The sequence below is a fragment of the Desulfocicer niacini genome (genome assembly GCF_054657595.1).
In genome coordinates this window covers 1-20,656 of sequence record NZ_BAAHYK010000065.1, presented here as the reverse complement: position 1 = coordinate 20,656, position 20,656 = coordinate 1, and the positions used below count along the sequence as shown (strand labels likewise).

At 48.0% G+C, this 20,656-nt stretch carries 15 protein-coding genes; 11 read left to right on the top strand and 4 right to left on the bottom strand.

The annotated features are described in order from the left end of the window. The coding region (locus tag ACYQ2M_RS22635; protein ID WP_459918671.1) for a hypothetical protein at positions 1-217 on the bottom strand (217 nt) is incomplete at its 3' end. A gap of 477 nt (positions 218-694) precedes the next feature. On the opposite strand from ACYQ2M_RS22635, the gene ACYQ2M_RS22630 reads away from it, so the two are divergent. From ACYQ2M_RS22630 to ACYQ2M_RS22580, 11 genes are all read left to right on the top strand, one after another. Next, positions 695-1,981 (top strand): thiolase family protein, encoded by a 1,287-nt coding sequence (locus ACYQ2M_RS22630; protein ID WP_459918670.1) that lies wholly within the window; start codon positions 695-697, stop codon positions 1,979-1,981. A gap of 208 nt (positions 1,982-2,189) precedes the next feature. Continuing rightward, positions 2,190-5,693, top strand: a complete 3,504-nt coding sequence (gene nifJ / locus ACYQ2M_RS22625; protein WP_459918669.1) for a pyruvate:ferredoxin (flavodoxin) oxidoreductase — start codon at positions 2,190-2,192, stop codon at positions 5,691-5,693. Between the two features lie 252 nt (positions 5,694-5,945). Next, positions 5,946-7,667, top strand: a complete 1,722-nt coding sequence (locus ACYQ2M_RS22620) for an acyl-CoA mutase large subunit family protein (protein ID WP_459918668.1) — start codon at positions 5,946-5,948, stop codon at positions 7,665-7,667. 106 nt (positions 7,668-7,773) lie between these two features. Continuing rightward, positions 7,774-8,184 (top strand): cobalamin B12-binding domain-containing protein, encoded by a 411-nt coding sequence (locus ACYQ2M_RS22615; protein WP_459918667.1) that lies wholly within the window; start codon positions 7,774-7,776, stop codon positions 8,182-8,184. A gap of 343 nt (positions 8,185-8,527) precedes the next feature. Further along, entirely contained in the window at positions 8,528-9,526 is a 999-nt protein-coding gene (meaB, locus tag ACYQ2M_RS22610) for a methylmalonyl Co-A mutase-associated GTPase MeaB (RefSeq protein WP_459918666.1), read from the top strand. A gap of 132 nt (positions 9,527-9,658) precedes the next feature. Further along, positions 9,659-10,453 carry an SDR family NAD(P)-dependent oxidoreductase gene (locus ACYQ2M_RS22605; RefSeq protein ID WP_459918665.1) on the top strand — a complete coding sequence of 265 codons (795 nt, stop codon included), beginning with the start codon at positions 9,659-9,661 and terminating at the stop codon, positions 10,451-10,453. 281 nt (positions 10,454-10,734) lie between these two features. Continuing rightward, positions 10,735-11,406: a TetR/AcrR family transcriptional regulator gene (locus ACYQ2M_RS22600; protein ID WP_459918664.1), complete on the top strand. Its 672-nt coding sequence runs from the start codon at positions 10,735-10,737 to the stop codon at positions 11,404-11,406. Positions 11,407-11,799: 393 nt separating this feature from the next. Beyond that, entirely contained in the window at positions 11,800-11,931 is a 132-nt protein-coding gene (locus ACYQ2M_RS22595) for a hypothetical protein (protein WP_459918663.1), read from the top strand. Then, on the top strand, positions 11,924-12,670 hold the full coding sequence (locus tag ACYQ2M_RS22590) for a hypothetical protein (RefSeq protein ID WP_459918662.1): 747 nt from the start codon (positions 11,924-11,926) through the stop codon (positions 12,668-12,670). The genes ACYQ2M_RS22595 and ACYQ2M_RS22590 overlap by 8 nt, the downstream gene beginning before the upstream one ends. A 27-nt stretch (positions 12,671-12,697) precedes the next feature. Then, a complete protein-coding gene (locus tag ACYQ2M_RS22585; RefSeq protein ID WP_459918661.1) occupies positions 12,698-13,105 on the top strand; it encodes a 4Fe-4S dicluster domain-containing protein in 408 nt (135 codons plus the stop codon). Positions 13,106-13,108: 3 nt separating this feature from the next. Beyond that, the gene (locus tag ACYQ2M_RS22580) at positions 13,109-13,762 is read left to right on the top strand and encodes a methylenetetrahydrofolate reductase C-terminal domain-containing protein (protein WP_459918660.1); all 654 of its coding nucleotides are present in this window, start codon (positions 13,109-13,111) and stop codon (positions 13,760-13,762) included. Positions 13,763-14,110: 348 nt separating this feature from the next. Here the strand turns inward: ACYQ2M_RS22580 and ACYQ2M_RS22575 are convergent, their stop codons facing one another. The 3 genes from ACYQ2M_RS22575 to ACYQ2M_RS22565 form a co-directional block, all read right to left on the bottom strand. Next, entirely contained in the window at positions 14,111-15,379 is a 1,269-nt protein-coding gene (locus ACYQ2M_RS22575) for an ATP-binding response regulator (RefSeq protein WP_459918659.1), read from the bottom strand. Between the two features lie 90 nt (positions 15,380-15,469). Then, positions 15,470-19,372, bottom strand: coding sequence for a cache domain-containing protein (locus ACYQ2M_RS22570; protein ID WP_459918658.1), 3,903 nt, complete (start codon positions 19,370-19,372; stop codon positions 15,470-15,472). Between the two features lie 47 nt (positions 19,373-19,419). Continuing rightward, positions 19,420-20,656: ABC transporter substrate-binding protein (locus tag ACYQ2M_RS22565; RefSeq protein ID WP_459918657.1), on the bottom strand; the 1,237-nt coding region annotated here is incomplete at its 5' end.

Sequence of the window (20,656 nt, the reverse complement as noted above, 5' to 3'; positions counted from 1 at the left end):
ATGTGTAAATGTACGGCAGACTCGGAATGAATACCTTGATGTGAGAGCCTGGAAGTGCTTTTGCCCATGCCTGCCCCGCCAATACCAGCATCATAATTATGGCAAACGCCCACGATCTTTTGATTATGCACTTTACCGGCACTCTTTGCCTGTTGATGGCATTATTGACAATCAGCAGATCGGCCTGCTCCGGCATTTGTAAAATATCATCGCTCATGGTGACTCCTTAATATCACGAAAAACATAACCAGTTAATTTGGTCCCTTCATAGCGGCGTAAACCGGTCAGGCTGATTACGCCGCCCATTTATAGTCTTGAGATGGCCCCTAATGTCAAGATACTTTTTTATAGTTAAAATTGACTATAAATAAATGGCCATTGTTGTGGATTGTATTTTCTATATCTGTCTACCATAATAACAGCCATGTCAGATCATCTGCCACAATAATAACGCATGAAAAAAAAATGAACTAATGACCATCAGTATTTAATCTGAATTTGCAGGTAAATTGATTGGCTCTGACTCCCCTGAATAGTGGGGTATGGGGGAACTCGTTCACGAAAAATGGGTAAGTTGTTTATTATGAAACCCTGTCGCAAAGAATGTTTCATATTGGCGTATGCCTGATCCTTTGGTGAATGATCATACGAAATAGTATTGAAACGCAAACAAACCAACCTGGAGGCTTGAATTATGAGAGATGTCGTTATCGTAAGTGGTGTTCGAACAGCAGTGGGATCTTTTGGAGGGGTTTTGAAAACCGTCCCCGTGGTAGACCTTGGAACCACTGTCATGAAAAGTGTACTCAAACGTGCAGGGTTGAGACCGGCGGTGGATAAAGCACTTGAATCTGCCGGACCAGACTCCTTGAAGGCCCAGGGAATGATTGACCTTGAGAAGAAGGGATATGACTATGACGACAGTTTGACCCCCGTACAAATTGATGAAGTGATCATGGGGAATGTACTCCAGGCCGGACAGGGACAAAATACCGCCCGTCAAGCAATGATTGCAGCCGGGATTCCCCGCTATACGACCGCTTTCACCATCAATAAGATTTGCGGCTCAGGACTTAAAGCCATTGCATTGGCGGCCCAAGCGATTAAATCCGGAGATGCGGATGTCGTTCTTGCCGGCGGCCAGGAGAGCATGAGCAATGCTCCCATGGCATTGTTAAAGGCCAGATGGGGCCATCGGATGGAACTCACCGGTGTGGGTAACGTTCATGACTTGATGGTATACGACGGACTTTATGAGATATTTTATGGATACCACATGGGGCTTACGGCAGAGAATATTGTTGAGAAATATGGGATCACCCGTCAGGAACAGGATGAGTTGGCACTGCTGAGCCATACACGTGCATTCGCCGCAGTCAATGACGGCACCTTTTCCCAGGAGATCGAGTCCATCATAATTAAATCCCGCAAAAACGATGTGATTGTGGATCGTGATGAGCGCCCCATGGAGACAAGTCTTGAAAAGCTTGCCAAACTGAGACCGGCCTTTAAAAAAGACGGGAGCGTCACTGCAGGCAACGCCTCCGGAATTAACGACGGGGCTGCGGCCGTACTTCTCATGAGCGAAGCAAAAGCCGACGAATTGGGACTTGAGAAGCTTGCCAAGGTTAAAACCTATGGGGCGGGAGGACTGGATCCCGCTTACATGGGACTTGGACCGGTACCTGCCATCAACAGGGTTCTTCAAAAAACAAAAATGACTATGGGGGATATTGACTTGATCGAGCTTAACGAAGCGTTTGCCGCCCAGGCCATTGGTTGTATGCGAGAGTTGAATATCGATGTTGAGAAAGCCAATGAGCTGGGAAGCGGCATTTCACTTGGCCACCCCATTGGATGTACCGGTGCCCGTCAGATGGTGACAGCCATTCATCAAATGAAGCGGAAAGATTACAGCACCGGTTTAATTTCCATGTGTATCGGCGGTGGAATGGGAATGGCCATGGTGATTGAACGCTAAGTGTCTTGCCGAGTTTCGGATTTGATTGCGCATTGGGGAAATGTTTTTGAAATTCACCCGTTAACCCCTTTTTATCACCATGTTGGTATTGAAAGCATGCTCTCCAAATCTAAGCCAACATTTTTTTAAACATTGGCAAGATCAATTTTAGAATCGGCAATCAGACAAATTTGTCCCAAAAGAGCAATCGTTAACAATAAGGTGTTCCATGAAAAAACAAATGCAGACAATCGACGGTAACACAGCCGCAACCCATGTGGCCTATGCCATGAGCGATGTCGCGGCCATATACCCCATTACTCCTTCGAGCCCTTTGGGTGAGATTGCGGATAGTTGGGTGGCCGCAGGCAGAAAAAATATTTTTGGCCAGGAGTTGACCATAAAACAGATGCAGTCTGAAGCGGGCGCTGCAGGTGCAGTACACGGCTCTCTTGTGGCAGGGGCACTCACCACCACCTTCACCGCATCCCAGGGACTGCTTCTTAAAATACCCAATATGTACAAAATCGCCGGCGAGTTACTCCCCTCTGTGTTCCATGTAACTGCCCGTGCCATTTCTGCCCATGCCCTCTCCATTTTCGGTGATCATCAGGATGTTATGGCAGCACGCCAGACCGGTTTTGCCATGCTCTCATCCAATTCCGTACAGGAAGCCATGGATCTGGCCCTGGTGGCCCACCTGGCCACCCTTGAGGCGCGTGTTCCGTTTTTGCATTTTTACGATGGGTTCAGGACCTCCCACGAGATCCAGAAAATCGAAATGATCGACTACGATGATATGGCCGCTCTTATGAATTGGGATGCTTTTAAAGCATTCAAAGAACGTGCCATGAACCCTGAAAAGCCCAATATCCGGGGAACCGCACAGAACCCGGATATATACTTCCAGGGCAGAGAGGCCGCCAACCCGTACTACCTGGCAACACCTGCCATGGTACAGGCTTACATGGACAAGGTGGCCCTTCTAACCGGGCGGCATTACCACCTGTTTGACTATGCTGGCGATCCCGAAGCCGAGCGGGTCATCATTGCCATGGGCTCTGGTTGCGAGGCCATTGAAGAGAGTGTCAACAAGCTCAACCGTCAGGGCGAGCGAGTCGGTGTGGTCAAGGTGCGTCTATACAGACCGTTTGATGCCGCTGCACTCCTTGGAGCCATCCCGGCAACGGCAGAGACGCTGACGGTTCTGGATCGGACCAAAGAGCCAGGTGCACTGGGTGATCCGCTTTATATGGATGTCTGTATCGCATTGATGGAGAGAGGGGAAGGTCCCAGGCTCGTAGGGGGGCGCTATGGTCTGAGCTCCAAGGAGTTCAATCCACCCATGATCAAGGCTGTTTTTGACAACATGAAATCCGTCGGTCCCAAAAATCACTTTACTGTGGGGATCAAAGACGATGTCACCCATACCTCTCTGGAGCCGGCTTGTGATTTCAATCCGGCACCGGAGGGAACGGTGGGTGCCAAATTCTGGGGGCTGGGTTCAGACGGAACCGTCGGCGCCAACCAGAGTGCCATCAAGATCATCGGTGACAACACTGACAAGTACGCCCAAGGGTATTTTGCCTATGACTCCAAGAAATCCGGCGGCATCACCATCTCACATTTGCGATTCGGAGATGTTCCCATTCAGTCCACCTATCTAATCACAAGACCTGATTTTGTTGCCTGTCACAAGGCTAACTATGTAGGGATCTACGATGTGCTCCAGGGCATCAGAGAGGGGGGCACTTTCCTTCTCAACTCACCCTGGTCCATCGAGGATATGGATCGAGAGATTCCCGGCGATGTCCGAAAGACCATCCATGAAAAAAAGCTGAAGTTCTTCAATGTGGATGCCGTCAAGATCGCCGAAGCAGTTGGCCTTGGCAATCGCATCAACATGATCATGCAGACCTGCTTTTTCAAACTGGCCAACGTGCTTCCCTTTGAAGAGGCCATCAAGCTTCTTAAAGCCGATATCAAAAAGGCCTACGGTAAAAAAGGCGATCAGATTGTCCAGATGAACATTGCTGCTGTGGATAAAACCTTGGATAATCTTATTGAAGTCAAAGTCCCTGAAGCGTGGAAGAATGGTACCGGTTTTCCTGTGGCTGAATCCACCACGGCCTTCATGGATAAGGTGGTTCGTCCCATCCTCGCACAGCAAGGTGATAGTCTGCCTGTCAGCGTCTTTACGCCTGACGGCATCTTCCCCGCCTCCACCAGTCAGTACGAGAAGCGAGGGGTAGCCATCAACGTTCCCCAATGGATACCTGAAAACTGCATTCAGTGCAACCAATGTTCCTTTGTCTGCCCCCATGCCGCCATTATCCCCATTGTTGCCACCGATGAAGAGCTTAAGGGTGCACCTGATCCCTTCATCACCCAGCCGGGTAAAGGCAAAGAGCTCAAAGGGTATCAGTTCAGAATGCAGGTTAATCCCCTGGATTGCCAGGGGTGCGGCAACTGCGCCGATATTTGTCCGGCCAAGACCACGGCCCTTGTGATGAAACCCCTGGCTACCCAGATCGATACGGAAGTGGCCAACCACAGGTTCTCCCTCACCGTTTCCTTTAAAGAGGGCCTTGGCAAGAGAGGCTCTGTCAAAGGCAGCCAGTTCATCAAACCCATGCTGGAGTTCTCCGGTGCCTGTGCCGGATGCGGGGAAACCCCTTATGTGAAAGTGTTGACGCAACTCTTTGGTGAGAGAATGACCGTTGCCAATGCCACCGGATGTTCCTCCATTTGGGGTGGTTCGGCTCCCACGATTCCCTACTGCACCAATGCAGACGGATTCGGCCCGGCCTGGGGAAGCTCCCTGTTCGAGGATGCGGCAGAGTTTGGTTACGGTATGATGCTGGCCACTAATAAACGGCGGGCCATGCTGGCGGACAAAGCCCAAATGCTTCTGGAAGCCGACATTACCCCGGAGTTCAAAGATGCACTGTCCGGCTGGATTGACGGTATGAACGAGGCCGAGGCCTCACGGGCGTTCGGAGACAAGCTCAAGGCGCTGCTGGCTGCCGACAGCAACAATGTGCTTCTCAAGGATCTGGCCGAAGATCAAAATCTTTTCACCAAAAAGTCCCACTGGGTTTTCGGTGGTGACGGTTGGGCCTACGATATCGGATACGGCGGTGTGGATCATGTGCTGGCATCCGGGGATGACATCAACATCCTGGTGCTGGATACCGAGGTGTACTCCAACACCGGTGGACAGTCTTCCAAAGCGACCCCCACAGGTGCCATTGCCAAATATGCCGCCACCGGCAAAAAGATCGGCAAGAAAAATATGGGCGCCATGGCCATGAGCTACGGATATGTCTATGTCGCCTCCATCGCCATGGGTGCCAGCAAGCAGCAGACCGTCAAGGCCTTTATGGAGGCGGAACGCTATCCCGGACCTTCCCTGATTATCTGTTACGCGCCCTGTATCAATCAGGGGATTCGAAAGGGGATGGGTAAAACCCAGCTGGAAAGCAAACTGGCGGTTGAGTCCGGTTTCTGGCCCTTGTATCGATACAACCCCATGCTGAAAGCTGAAGGGAAAAATCCGTTTATCCTCGATTCCAAAGAACCTGACGGCACCTTGCAGGAGTTTCTCTCCGGCGAGAATCGGTTTGCCGCCCTGGAAAAGAGTTTTCCTGAAGAGTCCAAGCGGCTCAGGGCCATGATTGAGCAGGAACTGAACCAGAAGTATGAAATGCTGAAAAAGCTTGCTGAAGGATAGTTTTTGCATAGCTAAGCCTAACTATACGAAAATAGCCATTGCTGTGGATTGTATTCAGCCTATGAATTCCATAATATAATATTAAGTAAATTAAAACTATATCGTAGGTTCATAAACAGAAGGAAGTCTTTAATCACTGAGCTTGCCTTTAAGATTGGGAAGAAGCCAAAGTCATTGAGATTCCATTTTGTCTATTTATATCTATAAGTTGGGGAAAACAAGCATTTCAACCTGCAACGAGGAGGAAAAATTTTGGAGAAAAGCAATAGTAGTGTATCAAAAGAAGCGCAATGCCTTTTCAGTGAAGAACATGTGCAGCAGATTAAAGATAATTACCAAGACTGGTTTAATAACAGCCTTCGCGAGATAGATCGCGAGACCGAGGGCAAGTATTTCACCCATTCGGGCATCCCCATTAAACTGCTTTATACCCCGGCCGACGTCGAAGAGATCAACTATACGGATGATATCGGTTTTTCTGGACATGCGCCCTATGTGCGCGGCGTCTATCCCAACATGTACCGCGGCAGGCTCTTCACCGTACGCCAGCTGGCAGGTCTGGGCGCACCGGAAGACTGCAACGAAAGGGTTCGATACCTGCTCGACCATGGGGCAACGGGTATATCCATCCTCTTTGATTTGCCCACCGTCCGCGGTTATAACTCCGATGATCCCGAAGCCGAGGGTAATGTAGGGGCCTGTGGCGCAGCAGTGGATTCCATCTGGGATATGGACGCTTTTTTTAAAGGTATCGATATGGGAACGGCCAGTACGAATATTGTTACCCATCTGCCCAGCACCAGCCTGGTGATCCCGGCCATGTACTTTGCCGTGGCCGAGCAGCGCGGAACTCCCTGGACCAGCATTGCCGGAACCTGTCAGAACGACTTTATCATGGAGACCTGCGTGGGCAGCGCCCCGGAAATTCTTCCGCCGAAGGCCTCCTTTCGCATGCAATGCGATGTAATCGAATGGGTTTGCAAAAATGTTCCCCGATGGAATCCGGTGAGCTACAACGGCTACAATTTACGTGAAGCGGGCACCAATGCAATAGGCGAGGTTGCTGTGGGCATTGCCAATGCGGTTGCCACTGCCGAGGAACTGATCAAAAGAGGGATGAATATTGACGATTTTGCACCTCGGATGTCCTTTTTCTGGGATCTTCACAACGACTTCTTTGAAGAGATCGCTAAATGCCGGGCAAGCCGCAAGGTCTGGTATAAGATGATGAAAGAACGTTTCGGCGCTCAAAAAGCCAAATCCATGCTCATGCGTTTCCATGTACAGACCGCCGGGGTAACCCTGCCAGCCACCGAACCGCTCAACAACGTGGCGCGTTCGACCCTCCAGGGAATGGCAGCGGTATTGGGTGGATGTCAATCCCTGCACATCGATTCCTATGACGAAGCGTATTCGGCACCCACGGAAGAAGCAGCTTTGATTTCCCTGCGGACCCAGCAGATTATCCAGGCTGAAAGCGGTGTTTGCAGCACGGTGGATCCCCTGGCCGGGTCATATTATGTGGAGCATCTCACCGATGAGATGACCAATCGAATATTCGACTATATCCGGAAAATAGAAGACATGGGTGGCCTGGTCAAAGCCGTCGAAGATGGTTGGCTGCACCGTGAAATCAGTAACTACAATTTGGAATACCAGAAGAAAATTGAAAGTGGCGAAATCAAAATTGTAGGCGTTAATTATCAGGCGTCAACGGATACGGAAACGACCCCCATTGATGTCTATGAATACCCCGAAACGTTTACGCGGCAGAAGGCCAAACTGGAGAAATTGCGCAAAGAACGCAACGATCAAAATGTCAAGGAAAGCCTGGCGATCCTGAGAGACAAATGCCATAGCGAAGAAAACCTGATGCCCCATTGTATTGATGCGGTTAAAAACCTGGTTACCCTGGGTGAAATAGAAGAACTGTTCCGAGAGGAATTCGGTTTGTGGGCCTTCCCCCTCCTGTAAAGAGATTTTTACCCGGTGCGGATTATTGACAGCAGACTGTACCATTAAAAATGGGGTGTTGTTTTGTGGTAACCGAAGATGCATTCATAAAAGGAGAATATTAAACATGGATAGGAAAGTCAGAGTAGTAATGGCAAAGCTGGGCTTGGACATTCATTGGCGGGGGGTATACCTGGTATCGCAGTTTATGAAGGATTCCGGGATGGAGGTTATTTATCTCGGTAATAAATTTCCGGATCAGATCGTTGAGGCGGCGCTGGAAGAAGATGCGGACGTGATCGGGCTGAGCAGTCTCGGAGGGAGCCACTTGACGTTGGGGCCAAGAGTGGTACAACTTCTCAAGGAAAAGGGTATAGATCATATCAAGGTATTTATGGGGGGCGTTATGGCACCAAAAGATGCCAAGTGTCTGGAGCAGGAACACGGCATCCAAAAAGTCTACCTGCCGGATACGCCCATGCAGACCATCATCGACGGAATCAATGAATGCGTAGCGCTGAGTCCGGCCTTGAGCTGAGCGATTTTTGTCAGCAAAATCTTCTGATAATCTGAACGGGTCGGTTTTGCTGATTTTATGCTTATCATCCAATGGGCTTAAGAGTCATAAGTTCTCATAGGTTGCTGAAATCAAAATTGATATAAAAACGGGTATTTAGAATTTAAGTTTAATTGTTTTAGATTGTTATTCGATATCAACATGAGGTACGCAGAGAACTTATGGCTGATGAGCAATGGGTGAAAACATCATAATCGTTACTTGCTGATATTATTGAGTGAGAATTATATTCATACAAAAAAAATCGTTCAATTGATGCAGGATCAAAACAGGATTTTCTGCCTGAAAAAGAGAGGGGGGCGCCATGAAAAGTATCAACGAAATCATTGCAGCCGCATTGAAAGGTGAAAAGAGTGCTACATCGCGGTTAATATCCCTTGTTGAACGCGGTGACAGCCATGCACCTTACATTTTGCAGAAAATGTATGAACATACCGGAAAGGCCTATTATATCGGTATCACAGGGGCACCGGGAGCCGGAAAAAGCACCATGGTCGATAAGTTGGTCAGGCGTTTTTGTCAAAGGGGACATTCTGTTGGAGTTGTGGCCGTTGATCCGAGCAGTCCCTTTTCCGGCGGCGCCCTTCTGGGAGACCGGGTGCGGGTTAATATCAAGAACAAAGACTATGATTATTTTTTCCGCAGCATGAGTGCCGGTAAAATTATGGGTGGTCTGTCACGAACCACGAGGGAGGCGGCGCGGATACTTGACGCCAGCGGCAGGGATATCATCATTATCGAAACCGTGGGAGTGGGGCAGTCGGAACTCGATATCGCCAAAGCCACTGATACGGTGGTGGTGATGTTGACCCCTGAGTCGGGTGACGGTGTTCAGATCATGAAGGCAGGTCTTATGGAGATAGCGGACGTTTTCGTGGTCAACAAATGCGATCGTGCGGGTGCCGAGAACATAGCCCATTCGTTAAAAGGATTATTGGATCGTATTGATGCCCGTCTGGATTGGAGACCGCCGATTTTTATGACGTCGGCGGCCATGAATCAGGGCATTGATGAGGTCTATGAAGGACTGTTGGAACATCGGTGCTACCTGAAACGAGATAATAAAATGGAGAAGCGTCGGCGTCTGCAGATCAGGGAAGAATTGAAACATCACGTTGAAGCTGAGTTTACCCGTCTGTTCTGGAGCCAGATGGACAACGGCCGGGATATCGACAATGCCTTACGACGTACATGGGAATACCGGATTGACCCGCAAAATGCGGCTCGTGAAATTGTAAGCGCATGGTTATACAGAGTCGCGGGCGGACACGGGCACAACGAGGGTATTATGGCTGCCCAATAGGCAGTGTGCGTAGAGATAATAGCAGTTTGCTTTTTCAACAATGCAGATTCCTGGCTGGCAAAGAATTGGCATAACTTTTAATACGAGCGACGAGGCCGACCGGAATGATCCGGCGGAAAATTAGGAGATGATATGTTAGCAATTGGAAAATCAGTTGCCGTTATTACCGGCGGTGGGAGCGGTATAGGTGAAACAATAGCCAAATATTGGGTCCGAAATGGCGGTAAAGTCGTGCTTGGCGATGTCATGCCGGAAGGTTTGGAGCGGGTCGCAGGCGAAATTCGAGACATGGGCGGAGAGGCGGAGATCCTGGTTGGAGATGTGACAAAGGAAATAGACAACGCCGCTTTGGCTGATCTAGCTATAAATACCTTTGGCGCCATCAACCTTGTGGTACCATGCGCAGGTATCATCAACGATGGTCTTTTTTTAGCGCCTGATCGGGAAACCGGTAAAATTAAGGCTAAAATGAGTTTGGAACAATTTACCCGGGTGGTTGATATCAATTTGACCGGGGCGTTTCTGACGGTGCGGGAGTGTGCCGAGCGTATGATCAATGGGGGGTGCAAGGGGTTGATATGCCTTATTTCTTCAACCGGATCACTGGGAACTGCGGGGCAAATCAATTACTCCTCCACCAAGGCCGCTATGTCTGTCATGCCTAAAGTTATTACGGCGGAGTTTTTCCGTAAAAAGCTGGCCCACAAAATTCGTTGTGTGGCCGTGGCTCCCGGTTATGTCGGTACGGAGATGGTCAGGGAGATGAACCAGAAGGCCTTAGATAAGATCCTTGAGAATGTGCCCATCGGTCGCCTGATTGAACCCGAAGAAGTCGCTTCGCTCATCGGCGAATTATATCGTAACGAAGCCATAAACGCTGAAACTTATTTTCTGCACGGCGGCCTTCGTTTGGGATCGAAAGGGTAAGCCTATTTTGCTCAAAGAATGTACCTGCATGCTTGTCTTGTATCCTTCTTTTGCGTTGGTCTTTTTCGAACATAAAACTATACCGCAAATGCCTGGTAATGCAGCAGGTCAGGCCAAATAAGCCTCCAGAAGGATTCATGGCCTTTTCATTTTGAATCTTCATAACTATAGTGAGTTAATAATGGAAAAATGGTCTTCATAAGTCTTCTATATGATTGAGATATCATTTAAAATGCAAAGCCATGAATGCAACTTTTAGGTGTAAATGATTGGTGGTCTATATGGGAATAGTGGAACGAAGAATAAGAGAAAAACGACAGAGACGTCAGCAAATCATGGCGGCAGCCGAACTGGTATTTCAAGAACGGGGGTTTGCGAATGCAACTCTTGCTCAGATTGCCGATCATGCAGAGGTGAGTCCTGGTACAGTTTACCTGTATTTTAAAAGTAAAGAAGATATATTTTTATCAATAATTCTATGCATGTTTGACGAATTAATTACTCAACTGAATTATACGAATGACTTTAACAATTTTCTGCCTCTTGAAGAACGAATTGAAATCATATGTGATTGCCTTGTTAATGCCTATGAGAAAAATCCGAAGTTAATGAAATACGCGCTGAATAGGCAGGGGAATGAAAAATTTCAAATGTCCGATGAAATAATTTCATCATTCACAAAGCAACTTCACAGGGTAATTAACAGCATTGCCATACATTTCGGTCATCATGAAAAGATGAATAATGGTGCCATTGCACCGTTTGCCATTGCTAAATTTATCTGGGTCCAATTTACAGGTACCGTGTTGGTAAACGATTCTTTAAATGCAATGTCCCAGAATAAATTAGCTTCCATCTTTGAAGAATTCAGTTCTTGGGTAAAAAAAGTGGTACTTCTGCACTTGCATGATGATGTATGTCTTGATGGTTTTATAGGCCATTCCGCATTTTAAATTTACTCTTGTTGGATTCCGGGACCTTATTTTTATGTCGGTTCATAACTGATCCGAAATTATTAACAATATATCTAATAACGCATAACCTTGGAATATTTTAAATAAAGTCAAATATTTGTGATATTTGAACTGCCAACCCGAATATTTATACCTCAACTTTCGGTGTTCGCCTTTCGTGGTGGGGTCAGGCTTGCGTTATTGACATTATCGAGGCGTTTTTCGTTTGAAAAGGCCTTGGTCGATAACATCAATAACACAAGCCTGGCCCCGTCGGCATGAATTGTATAAAAACGCCGACTTTGAAATGAAGTCCGAAAGTTGAATTATACTTCGTTTTGAAAGACTTTGAAAGCCAACATGAGCCTAAAATTTAAAGGAAAAATAAATCATATGGAATCAAAATTTTATAGCCTTCAGGAGTGCATGCTCCAAGCCGAATCCACCATCTATAGTGTTCTGGCACTATGGCTGCTGGAAATGCTGGGCTTCTGGTTTTTTATGATGGGAAATTACCATGGATAATTTGTCAATAACAACGATGGATCTGTACCTTTTCCTGAGTGGCCCCATGATATGGGTCGCCCTTGGCCTTTTTATTTTCGGCACAGTATTTCAGGTAATTCTATTTTACCTTTTTACCAGCAGCACAACTTTTTCCGGACGGGCACGTGTGACCCTCCAAAAAAAACCGGCCCCCGGCAAAAATCTCCTGCTAGACCGGACATCCCTGGGATACCGCCTGGCCCAACTGAAACTAACCTTGCCGGGACGTCGACCAGTCTTTACATTGCTGACCACCTTTTTCCATATCAATCTGGTGCTTCTGCCTTTTTTTGTACAGGGACACACCATGATGGTGGGATTTGCCACAGACCTGTTTCTGCCGTCCCTGAACGATTTGTTTGTGGATTTTATGACCATTTTGACGATTTTGTGCGCTTTTATCTTTTTTATAAAAAGACTTTTTGTAAAGGAGGTTCGTTCCATCACCACCTTTTCCGATTTTGTCATGCTGGCCCTGGCCGTTGCTCCTTTTATTACGGGATTCATGGCCTATCACCAGCTCTTTGACTCCCGGACCATGATTGTGCTGCATATGGCCTCGGGTGAATTGATGCTTATACTGATTCCTTTTACCCGACTGGTCCACATGATTTACTTTTTTTTAAACCGGTTTGTTATGATACATCAATATCTTCTTGGCAACCGGGCAAACCGGGTGTGGAAGTCCATGCCCTCACAGTATAAAGCCAACATTTAACCATTGTATTATGATAGGAAAAATTCCATGCAGGTAACCCAATCCGTCAATGTGGATGAAATTCAAGCCATTCTAAGGGAGAACCATGCCCAGATTGCCATCTCCCTTAAGGTATGTGCTCACTGCAGCCTCTGTGCCGACAGCTGTTTTCTCTACACTTGCCGGGAACAAAAGCCTGAATATATGCCCTCCCATAAAGTGATCAATTCTCTGGGCATCATTTGTAAGAAAAAGGGGAGAATTACCCGTAAAGAGCTTGAAAAAATGCAGGAAATCCTATGGGAAAGGTGCGTGTTGTGTACAAGGTGTTACTGTCCTCTGGGTATCAACATCCCCAACCTGATCAGCCTGGGCCGGCGTATCTGCCGGTCCCAAGGTATTTCCCATGAGTATAACGGCGGCACCGGCTTTCACTCCCCGGCCCACCAGAGGTAAGATATGATAAAGGTAAAAGAAAAACCATTTGAAGAGATTGTGGATGCCATAGATGGATATAATTCAGTGCTGGTCCTTGGATGCGGCGGATGTGCGTCGGTGTGCCTGGGCGGCGGACAGCGGGAGGTGGAGCACCTTTGCCTTGATCTTAACATGGTATTCAAAAATCATAATCAGAAACGATATGCCAGGGGATACACCATTGAGCGACAGTGCAACATGCTCTACATTGAGGAACTTACCCCCATCATGGGTAAGTACGATGCGGTCCTTTCCATGGCATGCGGTGCCGGTGTACAGTATGTGGCGGAAGCCTTTCCTGTGACCCCTGTTTTTCCTGCGGTGAATACTGCCGCCATCGGCATTGACCGGGATATTGGTGTCTATGAAGAACGCTGCCGGGCATGCGGAGAGTGTGTGGTGGGGTATACCGGCGGGGTGTGCCCTGTGACCCGATGCGCTAAGGGATTGTTCAACGGCCCCTGTGGGGGGACCAACCAAGGTATGTGTGAAATTGATCATACCATACCCTGTGCCTGGGTGGAAATATTCAACCGTTTGAAAACCCAGAACCGTCTGAACAACATAATGAAGGTAAGACCCACTATGGAATGGCAGAACCAGACCCAGCGTACCATCGTGCAGGAACGGTGGTGATACAGCATAGTGAAGATACGCCAAAAGAGGCTATTTGGCTTAGTGTGAAAGTGCCCAGCGCAATCCGATGAGTATCGGACTGGTATTTTTGCCTATTGACCGATAAAACCGACAAGGTTGTCCACAAACTCCTTAATCCATACGGCCTGGACGCTAATCTTTTCGACGGCTGAAGATAATTCCTCTGCAAGGTCGATTTTCACGATTCGTTGTGGGAAGGCCGGGTCCAAAATACGGTCTGTTCGTGGCAATTTTTTTCAGAAAAGGGAACGTATGCATGTTCAAAAACTATGGGGAGTCTGCTATCTTTAAATTATCATTTATGCAATACGAGGGTTTAAATTGAGATCATTCCTTCTGAACAGCGTTGAATAAAACGATACGATCCCCTTGCCGCCTTTCGTTAATAGGGACATTTACCTCAATCCGTGTGCCTGTACCGATGATACTGTGCACCCGCAATTTACCGCACAACATACGGGCACGTTCTGACATGGCAGTCAACCCCAGACCTGATTTATGTTCGTTTTGTACTTTATTACCCTCTTTGTTGAAACCGATTCCGTCATCAACAATCTGGATATCGACGTAGGATTCTTGTCTCTTTATTTTAATGGAAACCTTACAGGCTTCAGCGTGTTTTTGTATATTGTTAAGCGATTCCTGAATAATGCGATAAATAAAGGTTCGTCCTTGCAGGTCAAAGCAATCATTGATTTTATGGGCTTTAATGGAAATTTTCAATTTTGTATGTTTGGCAAATTCTTCTGCCAGAATGATGATGGATTCGTCCAGGCCCAGATCTTCTATGTAGGATGGACAAAGTTCTTGAGATAAACGGCGTACGCTATTAATTATGTGATCAACGTATGTGTTTGCATCATCACATTTGGTGTTCAACACGATTGAATCCGAGGTTAGGGCTTTTTTGATACTCCTGAGCTTCAGTTTTAACACGGTGAGAGATTGCCCCAGTTCGTCATGGAGTTCCAAAGCGATGCGTCGCCAGTTTTTTTCCTGGGTTTCCAGTAAATGGGAAGACAGGGACTGCAACCTGCCTTGCGATTCTTTCAATGCTTTTTCAGAGGCTTTTATTTTTTCTTTCGATATCTTTTCGTCTTCCAGGATGCTCAAAAGCGCCCGTCTCATCCGTTCTTCCTCTTCCTCCAGTTTGTTTTGCTCATTTTTACTATTGCTTGATTTTAATTGCTTTTCCGTTCGGTTCGAGAATAAATGGGTTTTTATTCTGGCTGTGATTTCTTCGCTTAGAAACGGTTTGGTGATATAATCCACGGCACCCGAATTAAATCCCTTGATAATCGTTTTTTTATCAGCACATTCCGTTATTAAGATCACCGGAATATCCTTGGTTGTCTCCTTTTTCTTGAGTATGCGACAGGTCTCAAAACCATCAATGCCTGTCATCATCACATCCATAAAGATAAGATCCGGCTGTTCATACGCGGCCCGATCAATGCCCATTGCACCATTGTGGGCAAACAGTGTCCGGCAATTATAAACTTCCAAATATTTTGCAAGATCCTTTCGGGTTGCAGGATCATCCCCCACTATTAAAACCGTAATAACGTGGTCGACATGCACTGATACCTTATTCATTATGGACATCCTTTATCAATATGTCGTTTGCCCCATTCAAGGATTTGTCTGCCTGACACGGCATTCCCACCCATGGAAATGTCAGCTTGCTCATGGGGAATCCTCTAAGGGTGTTATTTTGTTTTCAAGGCAGGCCAGCAGTCGGTGATATTGCATGTTGTCAGCCAGTGCTTGAAAGACGGCAGCGGATTGGGTGTCATGCCCTGAGATCTGCTTGATGAGCTCCTGCGTGCGCCGTGTGTCCAGTCGGACCACGGCCTTGTGCAATTGCTGCCTTAAATTTGCCGGCAGAGTTGCCAGCCGGGCCGGGCTGATTTGCACCTCAATTTTTGCATCATTCTCCTGGGCTGGCTCTTTGTCATAGACGTAAGTCAGGCCAAGGTGTTTTTCCATCATTTCGAAAATTTCCTGGGTGTGAAAGGGCTTTTTCACTACATTGGTGCAACCGGAGGCCATGATCAGCTCCTGCTCCTCTTCCAGAGCGTGGGCCGTAAGTGCGACAATGGGAATGTGTTTTGTGGTGGACTTAAGTTCCATGGCGCGTATGCGCCTTGTGGCTTTGTATCCGTCCATCACCGGCATACGCATGTCCATCCATATGAAATCGGGTCGCCATTTTTCAAAGATTTCCACAGCTTCTTTGCCGTTGGCAGCAGCCTGAACCTCAATGCCCACCGTTTGAAGGAGCTTCACCAGCAACGTGCGGCTTTCATCCCTGTCTTCAGCCACCAGAACGCGGGGGATATCCGGAGTGGGTTTCAAGCCGATTACGTATCGCTGTTGCATGGTACGTTCCTTGACATCTGATGCGTTGCCCTTTTTGATAACAATGTTAAAGTAGAAGGTGCTGCCATTACCCTCTTGACTGGTTACAGTGATATCGCCTCCCATCATACGGACATAGGTGCGGCAGATGGCCAACCCCAGGCCGGTGCCGCTTTCGGCCCGCCGGCCAATGGTCGTCTGTTCAAAACAGTGGAATAGCCTGTTCTGTTCATTCTTGGCAATGCCGACACCGGTGTCATGGATTTCAAAACGCAAGGTGCTCTGACTGTTTTTCAGGTATGGCTGTGCCACTCGTAGGGTGATGGTGCCATGTCGAGTGAATTTAATGGCATTATCTATCAGGTTAACAAGCACCTGGCGCAGTTTGTTTCCATCAGATACGACATAACGCGGTACGTTATCCATGCCGATCATTTTAAAATGTAAGCGCTTGGCTTCCATCCGGGAGATGAACATGATCTTCAAGTCATTAAACAATGCATGCAGATCAAAGGTTGCGATGTTTAAAGCACTTTTTTTCGCCTCAATTTTAGATATATCCAATACATCATTGATCAAGGCCAGAAGATGTTCGCCGCTGTTGCTGATGGTGCCAAGATAATTTTGCTGTTCGCTGGTCAGAGAGGTCCCTTGTTGCATCAATTGGGAGTATCCAAGGATGGCGTTCAGAGGGGTGCGCAGCTCGTGGCTCATGTTGGCTAAAAATTCACTTTTTGCCTTATTGGCCGACTCGGCCTGCTCTTTGGCAATGGTCAGTTCTGTGGTACGCTCTTTGACCTGTTCTTCAAGTTTTTCACGATATTTTTGAAGCGCTTCCTCCGCCTGTTTTCGGGGGGTAATATCCGTTAGAAAACCTTCGAGAACTGCCAGCTTCCCTGCAGGGTCCCGAACGGCGCGAACATTGAGGGACGTCCAGATGAGGCTTCCGTCCTTTCTGCGCTTTTGGGATTCAAAATTTGATATGGTATCCTCCAGCTCAAGCTGGCGTAACAGCTCTTTACGCCGCGTGGCATCGGCGTATAACTGATTCCCGATATCGGAAATGGTTTTGATCAGTTCACTGGGACTTTCATAACCAAAGATACGTGCAAAGGATGGGCTGGCATCAAGAACCTGCCCTTCAAAAGTGGTTTGAAAAATACCCTCCACGGCGTTTTCAAAAATGCTGCGATATTTGTTTTCGGCATTCCTACGTCTGGCAATTTCCGCATTCAGGCTGCGATTGGTCTCTTCCAGACCATCATAATAGGTCTTCAGACTTTGGATCATGCCATTGAAAGCCGAAGCGAGGACCCCGACTTCATCGTTGCTTTCAAATCCGATCCGCTGATTCAAATCCTTGTGGGTGCTAATATACGACGCTTTATCAGCGAGTCTGATAATGGGATTGGTAATATAGCGGGTCAACAGGAACGAAAAAATGAGAATGGGCATAATAGAGATTAACGCCAGAATACCCATCATTGTTTTTTGTGCCCTTATCGTGGCGTAGGCCTCGGAGGTGTCGACTTCGGCGATGAGAGCCCAGGTTGTATTCCATATATTGATTGGGGCATAGGCCGAAAGCACGACATTTCCGTTGTAGTTGATGATGACTTTTTCACCGCTTTTGCCGTCAAGGGCTTCACGGGCCGCCTCTGTATCTACGCCTCCTTTGGCAGGATGGGTGAAGGAGGCCAGGACTGTTCGGTTGATGGTATCAAGATATGAATCGGAGCGCATCAGCTTGTCCGGCCCCACCAGGTAGGTCTCGCCGGTCTTACCCATGCCTGCCCGTTGCAGCATGATGCGGTTGATGGCATCCTGTGATATTTGCAGGGCCACCACGGCTTCAACCTGTCCGTTGTTAAGGAGCGGCTGTGCAATAAAAGCGGCAGGTTCCCCGTTTCGTGGTGCATAGGGCGAGATATCCGCGAAACCAAAGGATTGGCTCTTCAATACCTGTTGCACCAGACGGCCCAGCCCGGAGTCGGCAAAGGGGCCGTTAAGTAAATTGGTTTGATAATCGGCATTCTTGGCAGCTGAGTAGAAGCAGTAGCCATTGGGATTCAAAAGGAACATATCAAAACCATAGGACTCGGCATAATAGGCGAACAATTCACGGCCTTTGGGATCCACCGGGCTGAACGCCTCGGCCACGTCTATTTCGGCAATGATGGCCCAATTGAGTCCTTTGATTTTAAGGGGGCTGTAGCTGGATAGCACCGGCTTACCCAGGTACCCGCGGATCACATCCTGCCCTGTTTGCCCGGCCAGTGCGTTGCGGCTGCCCAGGGTATCCACCTTGCACGCCTGGGGGTTTTCAAAGGAGGTTTTTACACAATGAAATTCCGGGTCCAGCAGTGAATCGGAACGCATCAACTGATCGCTGCCCACCAGATAGGTTTCCCCGGTGCGGCCGAGGCCCTCGCGCTCCTGCATGATCTCGTTGACCGCCGATAGAGATATTTGCAGGACCGCCACTGCCAGAAGGTCACCGCTTAAATCCTGGATTGGCGCGCCGATAAACGCGAACGGGACCCCGCCCAGCGGTTCATAGGGGTGAAAATCCTGAATTTGGATCTGTTGGGTGTCGATCACTTTTTGCCACAACAATGCCAGGCTTTCATCCTTGTAGGGGCCGGTTTTTAAATTCGTGCCCAGATCACGATTTTTGGCAGCGGTGTACATGATGTGACCAAGGTCTGCACTGATCAGCAGGGCGTCGGAATAGCCGAACACCTTCACATAATCCAGCAGGGTCCGGCCGCTTTCAGTCCAGATCTCATTGTACTCGTAAGTGTCGATTAAAAAGGGGGCGTTCGTCTCGATTTCCTCATCATGCTGATACCGCCGCAGCAGTTTATAAAGCATGTGACTGTCTTCACTGGCGGCCAGAACGCTGATATCTTTGCAGGCCCGGGTGAAAAAATTTTCTATCTGTGTTTTTTTGACGCGTTCAACGCTTTTAAGTTTTTCAAATGCCTCCCGTCTGAGGACCTTCACGGTTTCCAGCAACACGTTCATATCTCCCCGGATGCCCGCAAACAGATCCATGATCTGGCTTTGTTTGACCTCGCGCATGCTTTCGAGTTGACTGAAGGCCTGCTTGGATAGCGCATTGTTTGAAGTGGTCAGCGATACCATGGCCAGCGCTGCAAAGGGAATTAATCCCACGGCTAAAAAAGCGCCCAGGAGCTTGGGACCGAGTTTTATTTTTCTGAGCATGGGGCATCTCCCTCGGTTCAGAACAGGTTGTTTTGTTAATGAAAATATTACCGGGCCACCGACCAATGTGCCTTGGAAACCTCGATTTCCCAAAGTGGTATACAGGCCATGGGATATGGCTTGTAATTCATATTTTTATTGACTGCCAGAAGCTTATTGGGCGCCGGAACAAATAGCATGTAGGCGTTATCATACACATGACGCATGATCCTGTCACAGATAGCCGTGAATTCCGGCGTTCCCACGGAGACGCGGAATAATGCATCAATATAATTATCCAAAACCGGATCGGGAAAGATGGTGCTCCAGGCATTGTGGGTCCGGTAAACGAGAAAAGCGGACCAAGGGTGGTTGTAGAACCAGTCATCACAGCCAAACACTATAAAATCCCATGCTCTGGTATTTTTTCCGGCGTTGGTGGCGAGCAGTTGATTAAACACATATTTTTCACTGGTGGTGATCTCGAACGCCAGCTTGACACCCACCTTTCTCAAATCGCGTGCGATCCCCTTCCAGACAAACATGAACCGATCCTGGGTAAGCACTTTCAGTGTCAGCCCATTCAGAATACCTTTAAGTTCCCCTCGGATTTCTTTGGGATTTTGAATTTCGGAATAGGGCCGCAGGGTTTTGACAACTTCCCGTACGCCCGGAAACATAGGGGACGCCAGTGTGGGTTTGACCGTGCCTTCACCGTAATAGGCGCGTTCCAGCAAGTGGGCCTGATCAATGGCACGATTTAGTGCAACTCTAACTTTTTTATCCAGCAGTCTTTTATTGCCGTTGCGCAGATTCATGTAAATGGCGAAGCTGCTGGTGGATGGCACCGATATTAGTTTTGCATATGGCGAGGCATCGGCTTTGCATTTCATGGAAAAGGGAATCGGCATGATATCCAGTACGCCGTCCTTGTCAAATACATTTTCCATGGCGATCTTGGTATCCAGTTCCGTATAGACGGTGATGGTTTCAACTTTGGGATAATTCGGGTTCCAATAGTTGGGATTGGCCACCAATACCACCTCCGGTGTCTGTCGGTCTCCTTCTGCATATCCCGCCTTTAAAATATAGGGCCCCAACCCGTAGGGACCGGGTTCGGCCAGATTTGGGCAGGTCAATTTCCCATTCCACCCGAATTTTTTAAGGTATGCGGAGGTATAAAATTGAATCCAGATGGCATCGTTCAGGAACTGGCCGTATTTTTCGGTGAGATAGAACCGGACCGTGTAATCGTCGATCTTTTCCACCCGATCAAAGACCGTATCTATTTTGGTGAAAAGAAAT